The organism is Pseudomonas sp., assembly GCF_036387035.1.
Taxonomy (GTDB): domain Bacteria; phylum Pseudomonadota; class Gammaproteobacteria; order Pseudomonadales; family Pseudomonadaceae; genus Aquipseudomonas.
The window spans coordinates 1-19,918 of the sequence record NZ_DASVUM010000086.1 but is presented as its reverse complement, the minus strand read 5'-3'; the positions used below and the strand labels follow the sequence as shown (position 1 = coordinate 19,918).

Below are 19,918 nucleotides of genomic sequence, written 5' to 3'. Positions count from 1 at the left end.
TTTAGAAACCTGCCGCCGTGGCTTTGTCGATCAGCCAGTTCAGCGACGGGCCACGATTGCTCACCACTTCAACCGGGCGACCGGCCAGGTTGCTGTTGATGGCTTCGTCAGGCTGGATCTGAACGCGGATGTCGGAAGACAGATCAGCAGGGCTCAGAGCCGTGGCGCTGACGATCTTGCCGCTGTGGCTGCCTTCTTCGCCAGCAACCTGGAAGTTCACACGAGCGCCCGGCTGGACGTCTGCGAACTGGCGGTAGGTGAAGCGGGCGTCAACGTTGGCGGCGACATTGCGCGGCACCATCTGGAAGATGACCTGGCCCTTGGCGGCGTACTGACCATCGGCGATCAGTTGTTTGGCCACCACGCAGTCACACGGGCTGGTCATGGTGCCAGCCAGTTGACGGCCGAACAGCTCTTCAATCTTGGCCGGCTGCATTTCGTCCGGGTCCAGGTTGCCTTTCAACATGTCCAGCATGCTGGTGTTGAAGGTGGCCAGCGGAGCGCCTTTGGCGACTTCGCCGTTTGGTGCGACCAGGCTGGTCACGGTGCCTTCACGTGGCATGGTGACATCCAGGCTTGGCACGCTGACCAGACCGGAGGTGGAGTGGCTGACGAAGTACATGCCGTAAACCGACTTGGCGACGAAGCCGAATGCAGCCAGACCCACGATGAAGATACCGGCGCTGAACGTCACGGCACGCAGGCGACCGAATGCGCTCTGGCCACTGCCGGAGTCTTTGTTCTTGCGCGCTTTGGTGAAGTTGTCGCGCTGCAGGGTCGCGAGCACTTCGCCCATGCTGATGAGATCGCCCGACAGGTGCGACGTGATCAACTGACGCAGAGTGGCGATGTCCTGGGGTTCGAGGTTCTGGAACTGGCAGCCAACCCGGCCAGTGGCAGAGTCGATGGTGCGCACTTGCAGGTCGATGTCCATCGCCAGACCGAGGTTGTCGATCAGGAACTGCAGACGACCCTTGATGACCTGACCCACGCTTGGGCGCAGGTTGGCAGGAGCAACAAAGCTCAAACCGCCAGCTGAAAGGTCTTCGACACGCACCAGTGGGGCGTTCGGCTGGCCATTGAGCAGTCGCAGTTTGGCCGGGATCTTGACCCGTGCGTGTTGACGCTGGGCTTCGGATTCATGGACGACATTGGCATTCACGGCTGTATTCATGGTGATAATTCCTGATTAATCGAGTTGATCCATTGTTTCGGTCAGAGGCCCGTTCAGACCATTGTCAGCAGCACGGCAACGAAGATGCTGCCAGCCGAGAAAGTCATGGTCCGCGACGACCAGGTGTTGAACCAACCCTGGAAGCTCGCCATGTCGCGGCTCAGTTTTGTGTCCTGGCGGGTCCAGGACTGTCGGTCGAGACGGAAGAAGACGTAAATCTTCATCAGGGCGCCGACGATCTGGTTGTAATACAGAATGATCGGGTAGGCCGGCCCGATCCGGTGGCCGCTGCACGAGAGCAACAGCGTCAGGATCAAGCGGGTGATACCGATCCAGAGCAGGTACGCCAGCAGGTATTCGATGCCGTATTTCAGGCTCGCCAGCATGGCAACGGTAAGACCAAGCAGCGACGTCCACATCGACACGCGCTGGTCGAACAGCACGATGCTGGTGAAGATGCCGAGACGACCCACGCCCAGGCCCAATGCACGGGAGTTCTGGCGAAGGTTATTGCCGTACCAGCGATACATCAGTTTGCGGCTGGCCTTCAGGAAGCTCTTTTCCGGCGGGTGCTCAACGGTGTTGATCGCGGCATCCGGCACGTAGAACGTGTCGTAGCCCAGGCGCATCAGGCTGAACCAGCTGGACTTGTCGTCGCCGGTCAGGAACTTGAAGCGGCCCAGACGCCAGTGCTGCAGCGAGTCGCTTTCCACGTCGGCGATGAAAACCGGATCGGTTACCACCGTTGCGCGGAACACCGACATACGGCCGGTCATCGTCAGCACGCGCTTGGACAGCGCCATCGAACACATGTTGATGTGACGCTGAGCGAAACGCAGCTTGTGCCACTCGCTCATGATGTAGCCGCCGCGCACTTCGCAGAACTCGTTGGTGGTCAGCCCGCCGACGTTGCCGAACAGCTGGAACCACGGAACTGTTTTCTGCACCACGCCTTCAGCGAGCACGGTGTCGCCGTCGATTACCGCAACCACGGCGCGGTCGTCAGGCATGTGGCGGGAGATGGCGCGGAAACCGAACGCCAGGCCGTCACGCTTGCCGGTACCGGCAATGCGCACGAAGTCGAGCTTCACGTGTTCCGGCGGGTTGTATTTGGCCCACAGTGCCTTGACCAGCAGCTCATCGGACATTTCCACCAGCGAGCACACGATGGTGGTCGGGAAGCCGCAGTTGATGGCTTCGCGAATCACCGAGCTGTACACCTGAGCGGTGGTCAGCGCATCGATACGAAAGCTGGTGACCATGAGGAACACGTGGGAGGGATCGGCTGCCTTGCCCAGCTTGCGCACTTTGCGACGCAAATGCGGGTAGACGATGTAAAGGAAAATCATGCCGCGCACGAAGTGCGTTGCGCCCATCGAGTAACGCCAGATGCCGACGATACCGACCAGGAAAATGAAATTTTTGGAATGCGAGTCAAACAGCGATGCAGGCAGCGCCATGGCAATGGCCGCCAGCAAACTTAAATAAAACAGCCAACCTGCGGCCTGGAGGAAGCAGTGCTTCAGCCTTTGCATAGTGTGTATCCCTAAGTCAGTTGCAACCTCAAGCCGCAAGCTTCAAACCTCCAGTCGCAGGCGCGGACGCCGGGGACTGGAGGGATGAAGCCTGAAACTTGCAGCTCGTGGCTTGCAGCTTGCTGTGTGTTACCAGCAGATACCTTCGATTTGACCGTTTTCGGTGGTGGTGCCTTTCATGAAGCCCACCAGGTCAATCACACGCTTGCCGGCTGGCGCGTTGTTGGCGAGTGCACGGAAGCGCTCGTCACGGTTGCCCAGGATGATGACGTCGGAGTTGTTGATGACCGCGTCGAAGTCCGAGTTCAACAGGGACGAAACGTGCGGGATCTTGGACTCGATGTAGTCTTTGTTGGCGCCGTGAACGCGAGCGTATTCGACGTTGGCGTCGTAGATGCTCAGGTCGTAGCCCTTGCCGATCAGCATTTCTGCCAGCTCGACCAGTGGGCTTTCGCGCAGGTCATCGGTACCGGCCTTGAAGCTCAGACCCAGCAGCGCGACTTTGCGGGTGTCGCTGGCGGCGACGATGTCGAACGCGTTCTGAACCTGGGACACGTTGCTGCGCATCAGGGAGTTGAGCAGAGGTGCTTCAACGTCCAGTGTGCTGGCGCGGTAGGTCAGGGCACGGACATCCTTCGGCAGGCACGAACCGCCGAAAGCGAAGCCTGGGCGCATGTAGTACTGGGACAGGTTGAGCGCCTTGTCCTGGCACACTACGTCCATGACTTCACGGCCATCGACGCCGACTGCCTTGGCGATGTTGCCGATTTCGTTGGCGAAGGTGACCTTGGTCGCGTGCCATACGTTGCAGGTGTACTTGATCATTTCGGCAACGGCGATGTCCTTGCGGATGATCGGCGCGTCGAGTTCTTCGTACAGGGACTGCAGAACGTCGCCCGAGGCCTTGTCGAATTCGCCGATAACGGTCATTGGCGGACGGTCGTAGTCGGCGATCGCGGTGCTTTCACGCAGGAATTCTGGGTTTACAGCAACGCCGAAGTCGACGCCGGCTTTTTTGCCCGAGCAGTCTTCGAGGATCGGGATGACGACGTTTGCCACGGTGCCCGGCAGAACGGTGCTGCGAACGACGATGGTGTGACGGGTGCTCTTGTCACGCAGTACGAAGCCGATTTCACGGCAGACCGACTCAATAAAGTCCAGCTCCAGATCGCCGTTCTTTTTGCTTGGCGTGCCGACGCAGATCATCGACAGGTCAGTGGCGCGAATGGCTTCGGAGAAGTCCGTGGTGCCGCGCAGTTTGCCCGTCTTGATGCCGGTTTCCAGCAACTCGCCCAGACCTGGCTCAACGATTGGCGACTTGCCTTTGTTGATCAGATCGATCTTGGCAGCGGAGATGTCCACACCAACAACATCATGACCACGCGCCGAGAGGCAACCGGCGCAGACTGCACCGACATAGCCCAAACCAAAGATGCTGATACGCATAGTAATCTCCTCGATGTTTACGCCATTAGTTGGCCGAATATAAAAACTGTCTTACAACTTTCGCGCACTCGTACGCACAACAAATGAATGTCGCGGGACAAGCACAGGCAGAATTAAGGGTGAGTTACCTATATGAAAGGCAAACCCGAATGCTACAGATCCAAAGCGTCGAGTAGCCCATACATATTTATATAGGTTCCCGATCTGGGATGTGGCAAGCACTCCAGCGGATGGTTTGCGCGTCGCGCTCAGGCCGTCTGGGACAAGGCTTCTGGCCGTCTCCCGATGAATCAGCCCCGATTCACGACTGCGGGCACCCGAATGGTGCTAGCTCAATTCACTTCAACTAGTTTGGTGCGTGACTCCTTGTACGTACCACCTGACCGACGGGTCTAACTTCGTTGAGAAGCAACTTTCCAGATCTGTCCATGTGCCATGTAAGAGATGTCTTACATGGGGGACGAGAATTGTTACGGGATGTAGGAGCGTGGGCAATCCCCATAAGTTCCGGGCCGCTCGTCCTCTTTTTGAGATTTTTCGTAACACCCGCTGGGTACCGACGGCTCTCGGCGGGAGGCCGGCAGCGGTCCCAGCCTTAGTTTATAAGGGTTTGGTCCGCTTGGAGGGAAGAGTGCCACTAGTTCAAATGAAGGCGCCAGAATCTGCAAAAAAAGTTGTTAAATTTTTGAGAAAAAAAGGGCACGTTAGTTTCCGCCTTATGGTTGGCGCCAATTAGCCGCCAGCACTACCGTTCGTCTGCGAAAATACGTGTTTATGAACTAACTAAGTGTCGAGATTTGCGACCTGGATCACTTTTTACTTTGGCAGTCAGTTGGAGGGGTCAGCCCATTCGAATGGTGGGATCTACTCAGTTGCACTTAAACGGCCACTCAAAGGTGTTGATCAATGCACCGAAGCGGGGAGCCCATGGCGTCGCTTTGCCCGGAGATTGCATCACCGGGCAATGCGTGCTGGAGAAGGGAAGGGTGGCAGCTCAGGCGTCTTGTTCATCGCGCAGGAATATAAGCTTGTCGGGCGACGACAGCGCTTTGTCGTAGCGATAGCCATGGACGTCAAATTGCGTCAGGTCCTGGGGCTTACTGATGCGCTCGGAGATCACGAACCGACTCATCATCCCCCGGGCTTTCTTGGCGTAGAAGCTGATGATCTTGTACTGGCCGTTTTTCTGGTCGCGGAACTCTGTTTCGATCACCCGGGCATTGAGTGACGGACGCTTTACTGCCGAAAAATACTCGTTCGATGCCAGATTGAGCAGTACGTCGTCGCCTTGCTCTTTCAGCGCATCGTTCAGCCACTCGCTGATGCGGTTGCCCCAGAAGGCATAAAGATCCTTGCCCCTGGCGTTTGCCAGCTTGGTACCCATTTCCAGACGATACGGTTGCATCAGGTCCAGAGGACGCAACAATCCATAGAGCCCGGACAACATACGCAGGTGCTTCTGGGCGTAATCCAGGTCGGCTTCGCTGAGGGTGTCGGCGGCAAGGCCTGTGTAAACATCGCCTTTGAATGCCAGCAGCGCCGGCTTGGCATTTTTGGGCGTGAACGCCGGGTTCCAGCTGCCAAAGCGGGCGGCATTAAGGCCTGAGAGTTTGTCTGACAGGTGCATCAGTTCACCGATCTGCGCCGGCGTCAGGTCTCGCAACTGGGTGATGAGCTCCTGAGAATGGTCCAGAAACTGCGGCTGTGTGTAGCGTTTGGTGACAGGCGGTGTTTCAAAGTCGAGGGTCTTGGCTGGGGAAATCACCATCAGCATGGGCAGGTCTCCTTTAATCGTCGGGCGATTCTAGGGGTTGCGTGCCGATCACTCCAGCTATGGTGGTGATAGGTGGCGTTCCTCCAGCCGTGGTGCCGCGATACGGCATTCTGGCCCGGAGCAAAATCCGGCTATAGTGCTTCGCCGGTTTTCGGCCTATTTATCAAGGATTGGGAGCACGTTGTGTTGCGCATGCTGTTATTGATCGGAGCCTGCCTTCTGGGGCTCAACGCACAAGCGGCCACGGGCGATATTGCGATGCTGGATCGCAGTGTCTGGCCGGAGGCTCTGGAAACGCCGCAGCTGTTCGATGTGGCTTCGCGCGCGCAGATTCTCAGCTTCGCGCACCAGTTGCTCGAAAGCGAAAACCTCAGCGATGCCCAGCTTGGCGCGCGCCTGGGTCTGCGCCAGATCAACCTGCCGACGGTGAACCTGATCCGCACACGGTTGTGGACGCGCCTGTTCCAGAACTGGCAATTCGCTGAAAAAACCTGTGAAGCCGACGCCTCGTTCTGTGTGTTGGTCGATGACGTGCCGATGCTGCGCCAGCGCGCCGCTGAATATAAAGTCGCCGACGACTCTTTCTATGCGCGATGGGCAGCGCCGGCGGATGCGTTTAACCAGCGCTACCTGAACGAACTGTTGCGCATGGCCGCCTTGTTCCCGCAAACCAGCAGCGAGATCGAGCGCTACAACTCCGACGAGCTCAGCGGCGAGGAGATGCCGGACCGTACCTTCCTGCTCAATTTCGAGAGCGGTCCGACCGTCGCTGACGGCGCCACCGACTGGCTGGCCGACTTCATGCGCCAACAGAAGCTGACCGCAACCTTCTTTGTGCTGGGCAAGGGCTTGCAAAGTCGGCTCGAGAACTCGTCGCCTCAGGCGCTGCAAACGCTCTACCGTCAGCAATGTGTCGGCCTGCAGGGCTGGGAGTTCAGGTCCCATGCGCACTGGCGCGACTGGCAAGATTCCATCGAGCGTACGGCCGCGCTGGTTCAGCAGGTGCTGCCGGACAATTTCGTGCCGCTGTTCCGCCCGCCTTACGGTCATCGTCGTGCGGACAGCGCGCCGTTCTTCCGGGATCAACAACTCCGGGTCTCGCTGTGGAACATTGACTCCCAGGACAGCACCGGCCGTATCAGCGCCGAGCAGGCCGCCAATCGGGTGCTCACGCTGATGCTGCTGTGGCGGCGCGGCAATGTGGTATTCCATGACAGTACGGACAAGCCACAGCAGGCGGTGCCGTGGCTGATGGCCAATACCGCGCAAAGCGGCGTGATGTGGGAAGACTGCCACATCTACCCGCAGCAACTGGCGGACGAAGCCGATGCCCAGGATGAGGACGCTGATACGCCGGACGATGACGCCGCCGAGGCGCCGGCCGAGCAGTCGGATCCCGCGGATGGTCAGGGCGTGCAAGGGGAGCAGGAACGGGAATGACGAGGGGGAATGTCGGAAATTTCTGAGGATTTCTCCCAGACCGGACTTCCGACTGTAAACGCGCCTGCCCCATCCGCCAAGGGGTAATTGGCCCCCTGAGAAATAAACTTCAAAAAGCGTTGAAACGCGTTTTTATGTCATCGGTTTTGCGGTATTACGACAACAGACCGCCGAAACCTGCAAGACAGGTGGCGTCATTCCAGACCCCACTTTGCGCAATTTTCTCCTGCCTCAAGGAGAAAGCTCGACGGCCTTTTCGTGGCGCAGCATCGCAGCGTGTTGCGTCACCTAGCCACTACAAAGGTGAGCGAGTATGGATGACCACGGACGCAGCCCTTCCTCTAACCAACCAATCCTCTACGTGCTCGATACCAACGTATTGATCCATGATCCAAACGCGCTTCTGAATTTCGAAGAACATCACGTTGCACTGCCCATGACGGTCCTGGAAGAACTGGACAAGCTCAAGGCAGGCAAGCACTCGGTGGCTGCCGAATGTCGGCAGGCGATCCGGTTAATTGACAAGACACTCGGCGAAGCGACCCCGGAGGAGGTCGAACAAGGCGTACCGATCGACCGCGGTACAGGCGTTTTCAAAGGTTACCTGTCTATCCTCATGAACAAGCGGCAAGAGCCCAACCGGCTGCTGCCCGACAACCTCAATGACAACATCATCATCAACCAGTTGATTGACCTGCACGCGCTGAAAAAGGACACGCGCATCGTGCTCGTCACCAAAGACATCAACATGCGCCTCAAGGCGCGCGCCTGCGGTATCGAAGCGGAAGACTACAGCACCGACCAGTTGGTCGACGACGTGTCGATGCTTTCCCGTGGCTACCACACCATGACCGGCTCTTTCTGGGACCGGGTCAGCAAGGTCGATACCCGTCAGGATCATGGGCGTACCTGGCATAAGGTGCAGATGATCGAGCAGATTCCGGCCGTGCACATCAACGAATTCATTATTGATGAGCAAGGCTTCGTGGGCTGGATCAAAGGCGTGAAGCCCGATGAACTGCTGTTGCTGGACATGCATCAGGAGCCGCTGTTGCACCAGGAGGCGTGGGGGCTGAAACCGCGCGACATTTATCAGGGGCTGGCGCTGTTCGCACTGCTCGATCCGGATATTCATCTGGTCAATCTGTCTGGCGCAGCAGGTTCGGGCAAAACGATTCTTGCCTTGGCCGCTGCCATCGAACAGACGATGGTCAGCAAGCGTTATCGCCGCATCATCGCCACGCGCAGCGTGCAGGGGCTCGACCAGGAGATCGGCTTTCTGCCCGGCACCGAAGCTGAAAAGATGGAGCCATGGCTTGGTGCGATCACCGACAACCTGGAAGCGCTGCACATGGACGATGAAAACACCCATGGCAGCGTCGATTACATCCTGAGCAAAGTGCCGCTGCAGTTCAAATCCCTCAACTACATTCGAGGTCGAAGCTTCCAGCAGAGTCTGATCCTGATCGATGAGTGCCAGAACCTCACGCCGCACCAGATGAAAACCATCATCACCCGTGCGGGCGCCGGCTCCAAGGTGGTCTGCCTGGGTAACCTGGCGCAGATCGACACTCCTTACCTGTCAGCCACCAGTTCGGGGCTGACTTACCTGACGGAGCGTTTCAAAGACTTCCCCAACGGCGTGCACATCAGCCTGCAAGGTGTTCCACGCTCCATCCTGGCTGAATACGCGGAGAGCCATCTGTAAACTGTGGTCCATCGCCTTACATGAATATCCACTTACCGCTGGACGTGTAGGAGCCGGCTTGCTGGCGAACGCTTTCGGTCATGCACTGCATCGGCGGCTGATCCATTGCATTCGCCAGCAAGCCGGCTCCTACGACCCCGCGCCTGACGCGGTTTCTCGCCCAGCGCGGTGCCGTTCGTGCCGCATCGGCGTTACAATCCCCGCTCCTGTTCAGGAGTTATCCCGTGCTTACCCATCTCGATTCCCAAGGTCGCGCCCACATGGTCGACGTCACTGAAAAAGCCGTGACGTTCCGTGAAGCCGTGGCCGAAGCGCGCGTGCGCATGCTGCCCGAAACCTTGCAAATGATCGTAGCGGGCGGGCATCCCAAAGGGGACGTATTTGCCGTTGCGCGCATCGCCGGTATCCAGGCGGCGAAAAAAACCAGCGACCTGATTCCTCTCTGCCATCCGTTGATGCTCACGGGCGTGAAAGTTGAACTCACCGCCGAAAGCCCCGACAGCGTGCACATCCTCGCGCGCTGCAAACTCTCCGGCCAGACCGGCGTGGAAATGGAAGCGTTGACGGCCGCCAGCATCGCCGCCCTGACCATCTACGACATGTGCAAAGCGGTGGACCGTGGCATGACCATCGAACACGTGCGATTGCTCGAAAAGCTCGGCGGTAAAAGCGGGCACTTCGTTGCTGACGAACCGGTAAGTGCCCGATGACCATTCACGTTCAAGTTCAGTTCTTCGCGCGTTTTCGCGAAACCCTCGGCACCGAGAGCGAGCACCTCGAAGGCGCGTTCGCCACCGTTGACGCCGTGCGCCAGCATTTGCTTGAGCGCGGCGGCGTGTGGGAGGTGCTCGGCGAGAAAGGCATCATGTGCGCCCGTAATCAGTCGCTGTGCTCATTGGACGAACCGGTTGAGCCGGGCGATGAGGTGGCGTTCTTCCCGACCGTCACTGGAGGCTGATATGGGTGTGCGAGTACAAGCCGCGGCGTTCGATCCCGGTGCTGAGGTCAATGCCATGCACGATGCCAATGTTGGCGTGGGGGCAGTGGTCAGCTTTATCGGCTACGTGCGTGACTTCAACGACGGCCGTGAGGTGGCGGGAATGTTTCTCGAGCACTATCCCGGCATGACCGAGAAAGCGTTGCTCAAAATCGTCGACGAAGCGCAGCAACGCTGGCCGCTGCTCAAGCTTGAGGTGATCCACCGGGTGGGCGAGTTGCAACCTGGCGAGCCGATTGTGTTCGTCGCGGCGGCCAGCGCCCATCGCCAGGCGGCATTCGAAGCCTGCGATTTCGTCATGGATTATCTAAAGACCCGTGCGCCGTTCTGGAAGAAGGAAAACACTTCAGAAGGGCCGCGCTGGGTCGAAGGGCGTGACAGCGACCACAAGGCTGCGGATCGCTGGAAGTAGCCGGTAGAGTCACGCTCCTACAGATGTGTGGCGTCATTCCGCCGCTGGAATCGCCCGCTGCACGCGCACAACAGGCCGTAGCAACACGGTCGGCGGCGTTTCACAGCTGATCTTGCGCCCCAGTTTTTCTTCGATCGATGGCAACTGATACGAATCGTCTTCGCCGGCGAAGCTGATCGATACGCCATCCGCGCCTGCACGACCGGTTCGGCCAATACGGTGAACGTAGTCGTCCGGTACTTCCGGCAGCGTGAAGTTGATCACGTGGCTGATGCCGTCGATGTGAATTCCGCGGCCGGCCACGTCGGTGGCCACCAGCACGCGAATCTTCCCTTCACGAAAGCCTTCCAGCGTCTTGATGCGCTTGTGCTGTGGCACGTCGCCGGACAACTGCGCAGCGTTGATGCCGTCGCGCACGAGGCGTTCTTCGATACGCCGGACTTCGTCCTTGCGGTTGGCGAACACCATCACCCGCTCCCAGCCGTTATCGTTGATCAGGTTGAACAGCAGCTTGTACTTGTCGGCGCCGGCCACGGCATAAATGTGCTGTTCGACGGTGTCGCTGGCGACGTTGAGCGATTCGATTTCGACGATTGCCGGATCGGTTGTCCACTGCTTCGCCAGGTTCATCACGTCTTCGGTGAAGGTGGCGGAGAACAGCAGCGTCTGGCGCTCGCCCTTGTGCGGGGTCTGGCGAATGATCGAGCGGACCTGAGGAATGAAGCCCATGTCGAGCATGCGGTCGGCTTCGTCCAGCACCATGACTTCAACCATGTCCAGGTGGACTTCGCCGCGCTGGGCGAAGTCCAGCAGACGGCCTGGCGTGGCGACCAGAATGTCGCAGTGGCGAGCTTCCAGGTGCTTGAGTTGCTTGTCGAAATCCATGCCGCCGACGAACGTCATCACGTTGAGGTCGGTGTACTTGGTCAGGGCCTCGGCATCCTTGGCGATCTGCACCACCAGCTCGCGGGTCGGCGCGATGATCAGCGCACGCGGTTCACCCATGTAGCGCTCTTTTGGCGGAGGCGTCTGGGTGAGCTGGGTAATGATGGAAATCAGGAAGGCGGCGGTCTTGCCTGTGCCTGTCTGAGCACGGCCGATCGCATCTCGGCCTTTGAGCGTGTAACCCAGAACGCCCGCCTGGATAGGCGTGCAGTACGGGAAGCCAAGGTCCTGAATGGCGTGCATCAATTCAGGAGCAAGAGGGAAGTCGTGGAAGCGGGTTTTGCCTTCCTGGGGCTCGACGACGAAATCTTCGGGTTTCCAGGGAATGACGACGGGCTTGGGCGCACGCTCACGGCGCGGGCGTTCTGCCTTGGCGGCCGGCGGTACGGCCAATGCGGGGGCTGCCTCGTGCTCGGGCGATTGCGCGTGCACGGGTGCTGCGGACGGTTCCCGGGAAACGCTTTCGGTCTGGCGCTGGCGGGCGGGAAGGGGAGCGGCAGGCGCGAGCGGCTCAGCCTCGCTTTTTCCGAACATCTTTTTAAGTGCTTTGAGCACGGTGATCTCATCGATTGATTTAGGAATGTACGCCGGGGAGTGTAAAGCAAGAACCCGGCGCCGCGTAGTGTCCTAGCAAATCCGCAACGTAATTGGAAGGATCAAATGAGTGGGCTAGCGAAGCTTATCCGCGAGCCAGACACCTATGTCGGAAATTTCCTGCGGTAACACTTCGTGCTCCATTGGGTATTCCTGCCATGTCACGGTGACGCCCTGCGCCTTCAGATGCTCATAAGCCGCCCGCCCCATTGCGTGCAAAACCACCGGGTCGTTGCTGCCGTGCAAGCAATAGGCCGGGATACGTTGCTGGCTGGCAGACAGGTGCATCTCGTCGCTGAAGGTCGGCGCATACGTGGACAACGCGAGCACGCCGCCCAGCGGTCCTTCCCAGCGCAAGAAGGCCGTGTGCAACACCACCGCGCCACCTTGGGAGAATCCGGCCAGAAAGATTCTGGCCGGGTCGATGCCGCTGTCGCGTTGCTGCTCGATCAACGAAATGATGCGCTGCGCCGAGCCTTCCAGTTCATCGATGTCGATGGCGCGGGCCGGGCTCATCGCCTTGATGTCGTACCAGCTGGGCATCGCGTAGCCGCCGTTGATGGTGACGGCCCGAGTGGGCGCCTGCGGCAAAATGAACCGTGTGGTGCTCAGCGACTTCTGCAGCATCTCGGCGACGGGCAGAAAATCGTAGCGATCAGCGCCCAGTCCGTGCAGCCAGATCACGCAGGCGTCGACGGCCGATTCCGGCTCGATGATCAAGGGTTCAGTCATGTGTGCTCCATAAGTGTGCAATGCCCTCGTCGCAGCGCTTTAAGGCGGTGCGCCGGGGCGTCAGCGTTCGAATCAAGATGTCGCAAGGTTACAAGTTTTGATCTTGACCTGTCGCTAATTCGACATTGCCAGCATGGTGGTACGGGCTTTGCTACACAACCCGCGGAGTGAAGGCGCTCACCTCGCGCGGTAACACTAATAGGCTATCAAGCAGACAGCCCGGTGTTGCGTCAGAGGCAGCATGGAATCATCGAGCAGGATTCCCGGCACGATTCGCTTTGAACCTCGGGGTTCAAGGACATCATGGGGCTTCAGTCTGCTGGACTCGCAACATGCCGATCACGCGATGACCAGATGCCTGGCGTCGGTGGCGGTAAAACGGGTTCAACGTCGCATGACCCAAAAATAAGCCAGCACGGGTCATGAATGCCTCACAAGGGTGCGACGGGGCTAAGGCTCCTACACAACAAAGAGCAAACTGGAGGTTTGAATGAAGATGTTGAAATCCACCCTGGCTGTAGTGGCCGCCGCTGCAGCGCTCGGCCTGACCGGGTTCGCTCAAGCGGGTGCCAAGCTGGACGCCATTCAGAAGAAGGGCTTTATTCAGTGTGGCGTCAGTGACGGTCTGCCAGGCTTCTCGGTTCCGGACGCCAGCGGCAAGATCCAGGGCATCGACGCCGACTTCTGCCGCGCTGTCGCTGCTGCGATTTTTGGCGACGCGACCAAGGTCAAGTTCAGCCAGCTGAACGCCAAAGAGCGCTTCACCGCGCTGCAGTCCGGCGAAATCGACATCCTGTCGCGTAACACCACCTGGACCAGCTCCCGCGACGCGAGCATGGGTCTGGTGTTCCCGGGCTTCGTGACCTATTACGACGGCGTTGGCTTCCTCGCCAACAGCAAGCTGGGCGTGAAAAGTGCCAAGGAACTGGACGGCGCGACCATCTGTATTCAAGCCGGTACCACCACTGAGTTGAACGTCTCGGACTACTTCCGCGCCAACAACCTCAAGTACACCCCGATCACCTTCGACACCTCCGACGAAAGCGCCAAGTCGCTGGAATCCGGTCGTTGCGACGTACTGACCTCCGACAAATCCCAGCTGTACGCACAGCGCTCCAAGCTGGCTTCGCCGAAGGACTACGTGGTTCTGCCTGAAACCATTTCCAAAGAACCACTGGGCCCTGTTGTCGCGCGTGGCGACGAAGACTGGACCACCATTGTTCGCTGGGTTGGCTACGCGCTGCTGAACACTGAAGAGGCGGGCATCTCCTCCAAGAACGTCGAAGCTGAAGCCAAGTCGACCAAGAACCCTGACGTGGCCCGCTTGCTGGGTGCTGACGGCGATTACGGTCCGCAGCTGAAACTGAAGAAAGACTGGGTCGTGCAAATCGTCAAGCAAGTCGGTAACTACGGCGAAATCTTCGAGAAGAACCTGGGCAAGGGCACTCCTCTGGAAATCGACCGCGGTCAGAACGCTCTGTGGAACGCTGGCGGCATTCAATACGCACCACCTGTGCGTTGATTGACCTGCGCCCGGCTGCGTAAAGGCAGCCGGGCGCTTTGTTGCATTTCTTCCGGGGCACTCCATGCAAAATCAAATCAGCGCACCAAAGCAGAGGCTCAGCCTCAGCGACCCTAAAGTGCGTGCGTGGCTATTTCAGATAATTACGGTTGTCGCCGTAGTCGCGATGGGTTGGTATCTGTTCGATAACACCCAGACCAACCTGCAACACCGGGGGATCACCTCAGGTTTCGGTTTCCTTGAAAACAGTGCCGGCTTCGGCATCGCGCAGCATCTGATCCCGTTCACGGAGTCGGACACCTACGCGCGGGTTTTCCTGATCGGTTTACTCAACACGCTGCTGGTGACATTCATTGGCGTGATCCTCGCGACCCTGCTCGGTTTTATCGTCGGTGTCGCGCGCTTGTCCAACAACTGGATCATCAACAAGCTGGCGACGGTTTACGTCGAAGTCTTCCGTAACATTCCGCCGCTGCTGCAGATCCTGTTCTGGTACTTCGCCGTGTTCCTGACACTGCCGGGGCCGCGGGCTGCCCACGGGTTTTTCGGCTCGTTCTTCGTCAGCAGTCGTGGTCTGAACATGCCGGCCGCCATTGCCACCGATGCGGCCTGGCCGTTCGTGATCAGTGTGGTGCTGGCGATCGTTGCCATCGTGCTGATGACACGCTGGGCGAACAAGCGCTTCGAAGCCACGGGCGTGCCGTTCCACAAGTTCTGGGCAGGCCTTGCGCTGTTCATCGTGATCCCGGCGCTCTGCGCGCTGATCTTCGGTGCGCCGCTGCATTGGGAATTGCCTGAGCTAAAAGGCTTCAACTTTGTCGGTGGCTGGGTGTTGATCCCTGAATTGCTGGCGCTAACGCTGGCTTTGACGGTTTACACGGCGGCGTTCATCGCCGAGATCGTGCGTTCGGGCATCAAATCGGTGAGCCACGGCCAGACCGAGGCGGCGCGTTCGCTGGGTCTGCGTCCTGGCCCGACGCTGCGCAAGGTCATCATTCCGCAGGCGCTGCGGGTGATCATTCCGCCATTGACCAGCCAATACCTGAACCTGGCGAAGAACTCTTCGCTGGCCGCCGGTATCGGCTACCCGGAAATGGTTTCGCTGTTTGCCGGTACCGTGCTCAACCAGACCGGTCAGGCCATCGAAGTCATTGCCATCACCATGAGCGTGTACCTGGCGATCAGTATCAGCATTTCCCTGCTGATGAACTGGTACAACAAGCGCATTGCGCTGATCGAGCGGTGAGGAAACGCGCATGACATCCCATATTTTCAAACCCGACATGCCACCGCCGAGCAAAGTCTTCGGCCCGGTGGCGTGGATGCGCCAGAACCTGTTTTCGAACTGGCTCAACACGCTGTTGACCCTGTTCGCAATCTACCTGATCTGGCTGGTTGTTCCGCCGTTGCTGAGCTGGTCCATCTTTGATGCCAACTGGGTCGGCACCACGCGTGAAGACTGCACCAAGGCGGGCGCCTGCTGGGTGTTCATCGAGCAGCGCTTCGGCCAGTTCATGTACGGCTATTACCCTCAGGCCCTGCGCTGGAGGGTCGATCTGACCGTCTGGCTGGCGATCATCGGCGTCGCGCCGCTGTTCATCAGCGTGATGCCGCGCAAAGCGATCTACGGCCTGTCGTTCCTGTTCATTTACCCGATCGTGGCCTACTTCCTGCTGCATGGCGGTGTGTTCGGCCTGGACCAGGTCGCAACCAGTCAGTGGGGCGGCTTGATGCTGACCCTGGTGATCGCCACGGTGGGTATCGCAGGCGCGTTGCCGCTGGGCGTGGTGCTGGCATTGGGGCGTCGCTCCGAGATGCCGGCAATCCGCGTGATGTGCGTGACGTTCATTGAGTTCTGGCGGGGCGTTCCACTGATCACCGTGCTGTTCATGTCGTCGGTGATGCTGCCGTTGTTCCTGCCTGAAGGCATGAACTTCGACAAACTGCTGCGCGCCTTGATTGGCGTGATCCTGTTCCAGTCGGCGTATGTGGCCGAGGTGGTTCGCGGCGGCATGCAGGCCATTCCGAAGGGTCAATACGAAGCGGCGGCCGCCATGGGCCTCGGTTACTGGCGCCGCATGGGGCTGGTGATTCTGCCGCAAGCCTTGAAGCTGGTGATTCCCGGCCTGGTCAACACGGTCATTGCGTTGTTCAAGGACACCAGCCTTGTGATCATCATCGGCCTGTTCGACCTGCTCAATAGCGTCAAGCAAGCCGCCGCCGACCCCAAGTGGCTCGGCATGGCGACCGAGGGCTACGTGTTCGCGGCCCTGGTGTTCTGGATCTTCTGTTTCGGCATGTCCCGCTACTCCATGCACCTGGAGCGTAAGTTGGACACAGGCCACAAGCGTTAGGAGTTTTGTGATGAGTGAAGCTATCAGTAAGCCTCTGGGCGCCGAAGGCATGATCCGGATGGAAGGCGTACACAAGTGGTACGGCCAGTTCCACGTATTGAAAGACATCAACCTGAACGTGCGTCAGGGCGAGCGTATCGTCTTGTGCGGCCCGTCGGGCTCAGGCAAGTCGACCACCATTCGCTGCCTCAACCGTCTGGAAGAGCACCAGCAGGGTCGCATCGTGGTCGATGGCACCGAGCTGACGTCTGACCTGAAGCAGATCGAAACCATCCGCCGCGAAGTCGGCATGGTGTTTCAGCACTTCAACCTGTTCCCGCACCTGACCATCCTGCAGAACTGCACGCTGGCGCCGATGTGGGTGCGCAAGATGCCCAAGCGCAAGGCCGAAGAAATCGCGATGCACTACCTGGAGCGCGTGCGTATTCCGGAGCAGGCGCACAAGTACCCGGGCCAGCTTTCCGGTGGTCAGCAACAGCGTGTGGCGATTGCCCGCGCCCTGTGCATGAAGCCGAAAATCATGCTGTTCGACGAGCCGACCTCTGCCCTCGATCCGGAGATGGTAAAAGAAGTGCTCGACACCATGGTGGGCTTGGCGGAAGAGGGCATGACCATGCTCTGCGTGACTCACGAGATGGGCTTCGCCCGCACCGTGGCCAACCGCGTGATCTTCATGGACAAGGGCGAGATCGTCGAACAAGCCGCACCAAACGACTTCTTCGACAACCCGCAAAGCGACCGCACACGGCTGTTCCTCAGCCAGATCCTGCATTGAGTCAGTAGCCGCTACGCAAAGAGCCCGGGCCCTGTGCCCGGGTTTTTTATGGGTGATCACCTCACCTGCGCTGCAAAACTGTACGCAATCTTCGTAAAACTTGTGTTCTCTCTCGATCTCCAACAGGATTGGGCCTTGCGCAATTGCGCTGTTACATCCTCCTGCCCCCACGAGAATCCCATGACGACCAAGGCGCCGACGGCGAGCAGTACCCGTTCCCATGCTTCGACCCCTCACGATATCGACAAGCTGCTGATCGATGCAGAAGCGGATGACGAGCAAGTGCAGCAGCAACATCCCGTGCTCAAACGCCCGTGGTTCCTGCTGTTGGGCCTGGTGCTGGTGGCGCTCAATCTGCGCCCGGCGTTGTCGAGCATGGCGCCGTTGCTGAGTGAGGTGTCACGCAGTCTCGGGATTTCTGCGGCCACGGCCGGCTTGCTGACGACGCTGCCCGTGTTGTGCCTGGGTCTGTTTGCGCCGCTTGCGCCGATTCTGGCACGGCGTTTCGGCAGCGAACGGGTGGTGCTGGGCATACTGCTGACGCTGGCCTGCGGGATCGTTTTGCGCAGTTCGCTGGGTGAGTTCGGCCTGTTTGCCGGCAGCGTCATGGCGGGCGCCAGCATTGGCATCATCGGGGTGTTGTTGCCCGGTATCGTCAAGCGCGACTTCGCGAAACAGGCCGGTGCGATGACGGGCGTCTACACCATGGCGCTGTGCCTGGGCGCGGCGGTGGCGGCGGGCTCCACCGTTCCGTTGAGCGAGGCATTGGGTAACGGCAACGGCAACGGCAGCGACTGGCGTCTGGGTCTCGGATTCTGGATCGTCCCGGCGATTCTCGCGGCGATCTTCTGGTGGCCACAGACGCGTCAGCGCCACGGCCAGCATCAGGTTGCTTATCGTGTGCGCGGTCTGCGCCGCGATCCGCTGGCCTGGCAGGTTACCTTTTATATGGGCCTGCAATCTTCGCTGGCCTACATCGTTTTCGGCTGGTTGCCATCCATCCTTATCGGCCGCGGTCTCACCGCCACTGAAGCCGGCTTATTGCTGTCCGGCTCGATCATGGTGCAACTGGTCAGCTCGCTGGCGGCTCCCTGGCTCGCCACTCGCGGCAAGGATCAGCGCATTGCGATCGTGCTGGTCATGCTGCTGACCCTGGCGGGCCTGTTCGGCTGCCTGTACGCGCCGCTGGAGCAGTTGTGGGCCTGGGCCATTGTGCTCGGGCTGGGGCAGGGCGGGACGTTCAGCCTCGCGCTGACCCTGATCGTCTTGCGTTCGCGGGACTCTCACGTCGCCGCCAACCTGTCGAGCATGGCGCAAGGCTTCGGCTACACGCTGGCATCGCTTGGGCCCTTCGCAGTAGGCGTGGTGCATGACTGGACCGGCAACTGGGACTCGGTGGGCTGGATCTTCGGGATCATCGGTGCCGCCGCGATCATTGCCGGCCTCGGCGCCGGACGTGCGCGTTATGTGGACGTCACCAGCGAGAAAGTCTGAGGGACGGCATTTCCCGTGCGAATGCTCGTGGCAAAACGCCGTGCAGCCGCTTATCGTGCAGGCACCTCTTTTCCATGGACGTCATTCGCATGAGCGAGACCCTTACCAGCGAGCACAACAGCGCGTTGATCACGCGCTTTTATGAGGCGTTCAGCCGCCTCGACGCCGAGGCGATGGCCGCGTGCTACAGCGAAGACGTGGTGTTTTCCGACCCGGTGTTTGGTGAGTTGCGCGGGCGAGAAGCCGGCGACATGTGGCGCATGCTGACGTCGCGCGCCCGTGACTTTTCGGTGATTTTCGATCACGTCCGTGCGGATGCAACGACCGGCGCCGCCCATTGGGTTGCCACCTACCTCTTCAGCCAGACCGGGCGCACGGTGATCAACGATATTCAGGCGCGGTTTGTGTTTCGCGACGGGAAAATCTGCGAGCACCACGACCAGTTCGATTTATGGCGCTGGTCGCGCCAAGCGCTGGGGACCAGAGGTGCGTTACTGGGCTGGGCGCCGTTTGTGCAGAACGCCATCCGTGCACAGGGACAGAAAGGGCTGAAAGCTTTTCAAGCCGGGCGTTGACGCTTGGTAAAATCTTCACCCTTGATCACTGTGCCGCGGTCCCGCATGCCTGAAATCGAAATCGCCATCACCCCCCTGGGGGAAGATGCGCCTGCCAAATCCTGGTTTGTGTACCTGGTGCGCGCAGCCAACGGTTCGTTGTACTGCGGCATCAGCACCGACCCTCAACGGCGCTTCATCAAGCATCAGAGCGGCAAAGGTGCGCGCTTCTTCAGTTCAAGCCGGGCGGTGGCGCTGGTGTATGTCGAAGCCTGCCGCGACAAGGGGGACGCTTTGCGTCAGGAACGGTTGATCAAGAAGCTGCGCAAAAGCGCCAAGGAATGCCTGGCAGCCGGCTACATCCAGCCCAGTGATGCCGGGCCATCAGCCTGAGCGGGTATGCCGTGAGCGCTCGGGGCGCTAAGCTGACGGTTTACTCCTGCGGATGGCCCGAAGCATGTC

At 59.5% G+C, this 19,918-nt stretch carries 17 protein-coding genes and 1 pseudogene; 12 read left to right on the top strand and 6 right to left on the bottom strand.

Going from position 1 to position 19,918, the window contains the following annotated elements:
* Position 1: 1 nt before the first annotated feature.
* From VF672_RS07755 to yaaA, 4 genes are all read right to left on the bottom strand, one after another.
* A complete protein-coding gene (locus tag VF672_RS07755) occupies positions 2 to 1,174 on the bottom strand; it encodes a PilZ domain-containing protein (RefSeq protein ID WP_331103299.1) in 1,173 nt (390 codons plus the stop codon).
* Between the two features lie 53 nt (positions 1,175 to 1,227).
* A complete protein-coding gene (gene alg8, locus VF672_RS07750; protein ID WP_331103297.1) occupies positions 1,228 to 2,709 on the bottom strand; it encodes a mannuronan synthase in 1,482 nt (493 codons plus the stop codon).
* Positions 2,710 to 2,838: 129 nt separating this feature from the next.
* Complete coding sequence (locus tag VF672_RS07745) at positions 2,839 to 4,155, bottom strand: nucleotide sugar dehydrogenase (protein ID WP_331103295.1); 1,317 nt, start codon at positions 4,153 to 4,155, stop codon at positions 2,839 to 2,841.
* A 994-nt stretch (positions 4,156 to 5,149) separates the two neighbouring features.
* Complete coding sequence (gene yaaA / locus VF672_RS07740) at positions 5,150 to 5,929, bottom strand: peroxide stress protein YaaA (RefSeq protein WP_331103293.1); 780 nt, start codon at positions 5,927 to 5,929, stop codon at positions 5,150 to 5,152.
* 186 nt (positions 5,930 to 6,115) lie between these two features.
* Here yaaA and VF672_RS07735 point away from each other — a divergent pair.
* The 5 genes and pseudogenes from VF672_RS07735 to moaE all read left to right on the top strand — a co-directional run.
* Positions 6,116 to 7,276 (top strand): annotated as a pseudogene (locus VF672_RS07735) (polysaccharide deacetylase family protein); the annotation flags it as partial.
* Between the two features lie 406 nt (positions 7,277 to 7,682).
* The gene (locus tag VF672_RS07730; RefSeq protein WP_331103291.1) at positions 7,683 to 9,077 is read left to right on the top strand and encodes a PhoH family protein; all 1,395 of its coding nucleotides are present in this window, start codon (positions 7,683 to 7,685) and stop codon (positions 9,075 to 9,077) included.
* 224 nt (positions 9,078 to 9,301) lie between these two features.
* On the top strand, positions 9,302 to 9,787 hold the full coding sequence (moaC, locus tag VF672_RS07725; protein WP_331103289.1) for a cyclic pyranopterin monophosphate synthase MoaC: 486 nt from the start codon (positions 9,302 to 9,304) through the stop codon (positions 9,785 to 9,787).
* Positions 9,784 to 10,035 (top strand): MoaD/ThiS family protein, encoded by a 252-nt coding sequence (locus VF672_RS07720; RefSeq protein ID WP_414705581.1) that lies wholly within the window; start codon positions 9,784 to 9,786, stop codon positions 10,033 to 10,035. The genes moaC and VF672_RS07720 overlap by 4 nt, the downstream gene beginning before the upstream one ends.
* A gap of 1 nt (position 10,036) precedes the next feature.
* Entirely contained in the window at positions 10,037 to 10,486 is a 450-nt protein-coding gene (gene moaE, locus VF672_RS07715; RefSeq protein WP_331103287.1) for a molybdopterin synthase catalytic subunit MoaE, read from the top strand.
* 33 nt (positions 10,487 to 10,519) lie between these two features.
* Here the strand turns inward: moaE and rhlB are convergent, their stop codons facing one another.
* Positions 10,520 to 11,992, bottom strand: a complete 1,473-nt coding sequence (rhlB, locus tag VF672_RS07710) for an ATP-dependent RNA helicase RhlB (RefSeq protein WP_331103348.1) — start codon at positions 11,990 to 11,992, stop codon at positions 10,520 to 10,522.
* 108 nt (positions 11,993 to 12,100) lie between these two features.
* On the bottom strand, positions 12,101 to 12,757 hold the full coding sequence (locus tag VF672_RS07705) for an alpha/beta hydrolase (RefSeq protein ID WP_331103285.1): 657 nt from the start codon (positions 12,755 to 12,757) through the stop codon (positions 12,101 to 12,103).
* 490 nt (positions 12,758 to 13,247) lie between these two features.
* Between VF672_RS07705 and VF672_RS07700 the strand changes: the two genes are divergently transcribed.
* From VF672_RS07700 to VF672_RS07670, 7 genes are all read left to right on the top strand, one after another.
* Positions 13,248 to 14,279, top strand: a complete 1,032-nt coding sequence (locus tag VF672_RS07700) for an amino acid ABC transporter substrate-binding protein (protein ID WP_331103283.1) — start codon at positions 13,248 to 13,250, stop codon at positions 14,277 to 14,279.
* A gap of 64 nt (positions 14,280 to 14,343) precedes the next feature.
* Positions 14,344 to 15,525, top strand: coding sequence for an amino acid ABC transporter permease (locus VF672_RS07695; protein ID WP_331103281.1), 1,182 nt, complete (start codon positions 14,344 to 14,346; stop codon positions 15,523 to 15,525).
* Between the two features lie 10 nt (positions 15,526 to 15,535).
* A complete protein-coding gene (locus VF672_RS07690; protein WP_331103279.1) occupies positions 15,536 to 16,633 on the top strand; it encodes an amino acid ABC transporter permease in 1,098 nt (365 codons plus the stop codon).
* 10 nt (positions 16,634 to 16,643) lie between these two features.
* Positions 16,644 to 17,408, top strand: coding sequence for an amino acid ABC transporter ATP-binding protein (locus tag VF672_RS07685; protein WP_037014923.1), 765 nt, complete (start codon positions 16,644 to 16,646; stop codon positions 17,406 to 17,408).
* Positions 17,409 to 17,588: 180 nt separating this feature from the next.
* On the top strand, positions 17,589 to 18,902 hold the full coding sequence (locus VF672_RS07680) for a CynX/NimT family MFS transporter (RefSeq protein ID WP_331103275.1): 1,314 nt from the start codon (positions 17,589 to 17,591) through the stop codon (positions 18,900 to 18,902).
* Between the two features lie 89 nt (positions 18,903 to 18,991).
* A complete protein-coding gene (locus tag VF672_RS07675) occupies positions 18,992 to 19,477 on the top strand; it encodes a nuclear transport factor 2 family protein (protein ID WP_331103273.1) in 486 nt (161 codons plus the stop codon).
* A gap of 45 nt (positions 19,478 to 19,522) precedes the next feature.
* Positions 19,523 to 19,849 carry a GIY-YIG nuclease family protein gene (locus VF672_RS07670; RefSeq protein ID WP_331103271.1) on the top strand — a complete coding sequence of 109 codons (327 nt, stop codon included), beginning with the start codon at positions 19,523 to 19,525 and terminating at the stop codon, positions 19,847 to 19,849.
* The last annotated feature ends 69 nt before the right edge of the window (positions 19,850 to 19,918 follow it).

Bases quoted from the DNA above. Each gene is read 5' to 3' on its own strand.
- VF672_RS07705 (WP_331103285.1), bottom strand. From the start codon at position 12,757: ATGACTGAACCCTTGATCATCGAGCCGGAATCGGCCGTCGACGCCTGC.
- yaaA (WP_331103293.1), bottom strand. From the start codon at position 5,929: ATGCTGATGGTGATTTCCCCAGCCAAGACCCTCGACTTTGAAACACCG.
- VF672_RS07690 (WP_331103279.1), top strand. From the start codon at position 15,536: ATGACATCCCATATTTTCAAACCCGACATGCCACCGCCGAGCAAAGTC.
- VF672_RS07755 (WP_331103299.1), bottom strand. From the start codon at position 1,174: ATGAATACAGCCGTGAATGCCAATGTCGTCCATGAATCCGAAGCCCAG.
- VF672_RS07670 (WP_331103271.1), top strand. From the start codon at position 19,523: ATGCCTGAAATCGAAATCGCCATCACCCCCCTGGGGGAAGATGCGCCT.
- alg8 (WP_331103297.1), bottom strand. From the start codon at position 2,709: ATGCAAAGGCTGAAGCACTGCTTCCTCCAGGCCGCAGGTTGGCTGTTT.
- VF672_RS07745 (WP_331103295.1), bottom strand. From the start codon at position 4,155: ATGCGTATCAGCATCTTTGGTTTGGGCTATGTCGGTGCAGTCTGCGCC.
- moaE (WP_331103287.1), top strand. From the start codon at position 10,037: ATGGGTGTGCGAGTACAAGCCGCGGCGTTCGATCCCGGTGCTGAGGTC.
- VF672_RS07675 (WP_331103273.1), top strand. From the start codon at position 18,992: ATGAGCGAGACCCTTACCAGCGAGCACAACAGCGCGTTGATCACGCGC.
- VF672_RS07685 (WP_037014923.1), top strand. From the start codon at position 16,644: ATGAGTGAAGCTATCAGTAAGCCTCTGGGCGCCGAAGGCATGATCCGG.
- VF672_RS07680 (WP_331103275.1), top strand. From the start codon at position 17,589: ATGACGACCAAGGCGCCGACGGCGAGCAGTACCCGTTCCCATGCTTCG.
- VF672_RS07730 (WP_331103291.1), top strand. From the start codon at position 7,683: ATGGATGACCACGGACGCAGCCCTTCCTCTAACCAACCAATCCTCTAC.
- VF672_RS07695 (WP_331103281.1), top strand. From the start codon at position 14,344: ATGCAAAATCAAATCAGCGCACCAAAGCAGAGGCTCAGCCTCAGCGAC.
- VF672_RS07700 (WP_331103283.1), top strand. From the start codon at position 13,248: ATGAAGATGTTGAAATCCACCCTGGCTGTAGTGGCCGCCGCTGCAGCG.
- VF672_RS07720 (WP_414705581.1), top strand. From the start codon at position 9,784: ATGACCATTCACGTTCAAGTTCAGTTCTTCGCGCGTTTTCGCGAAACC.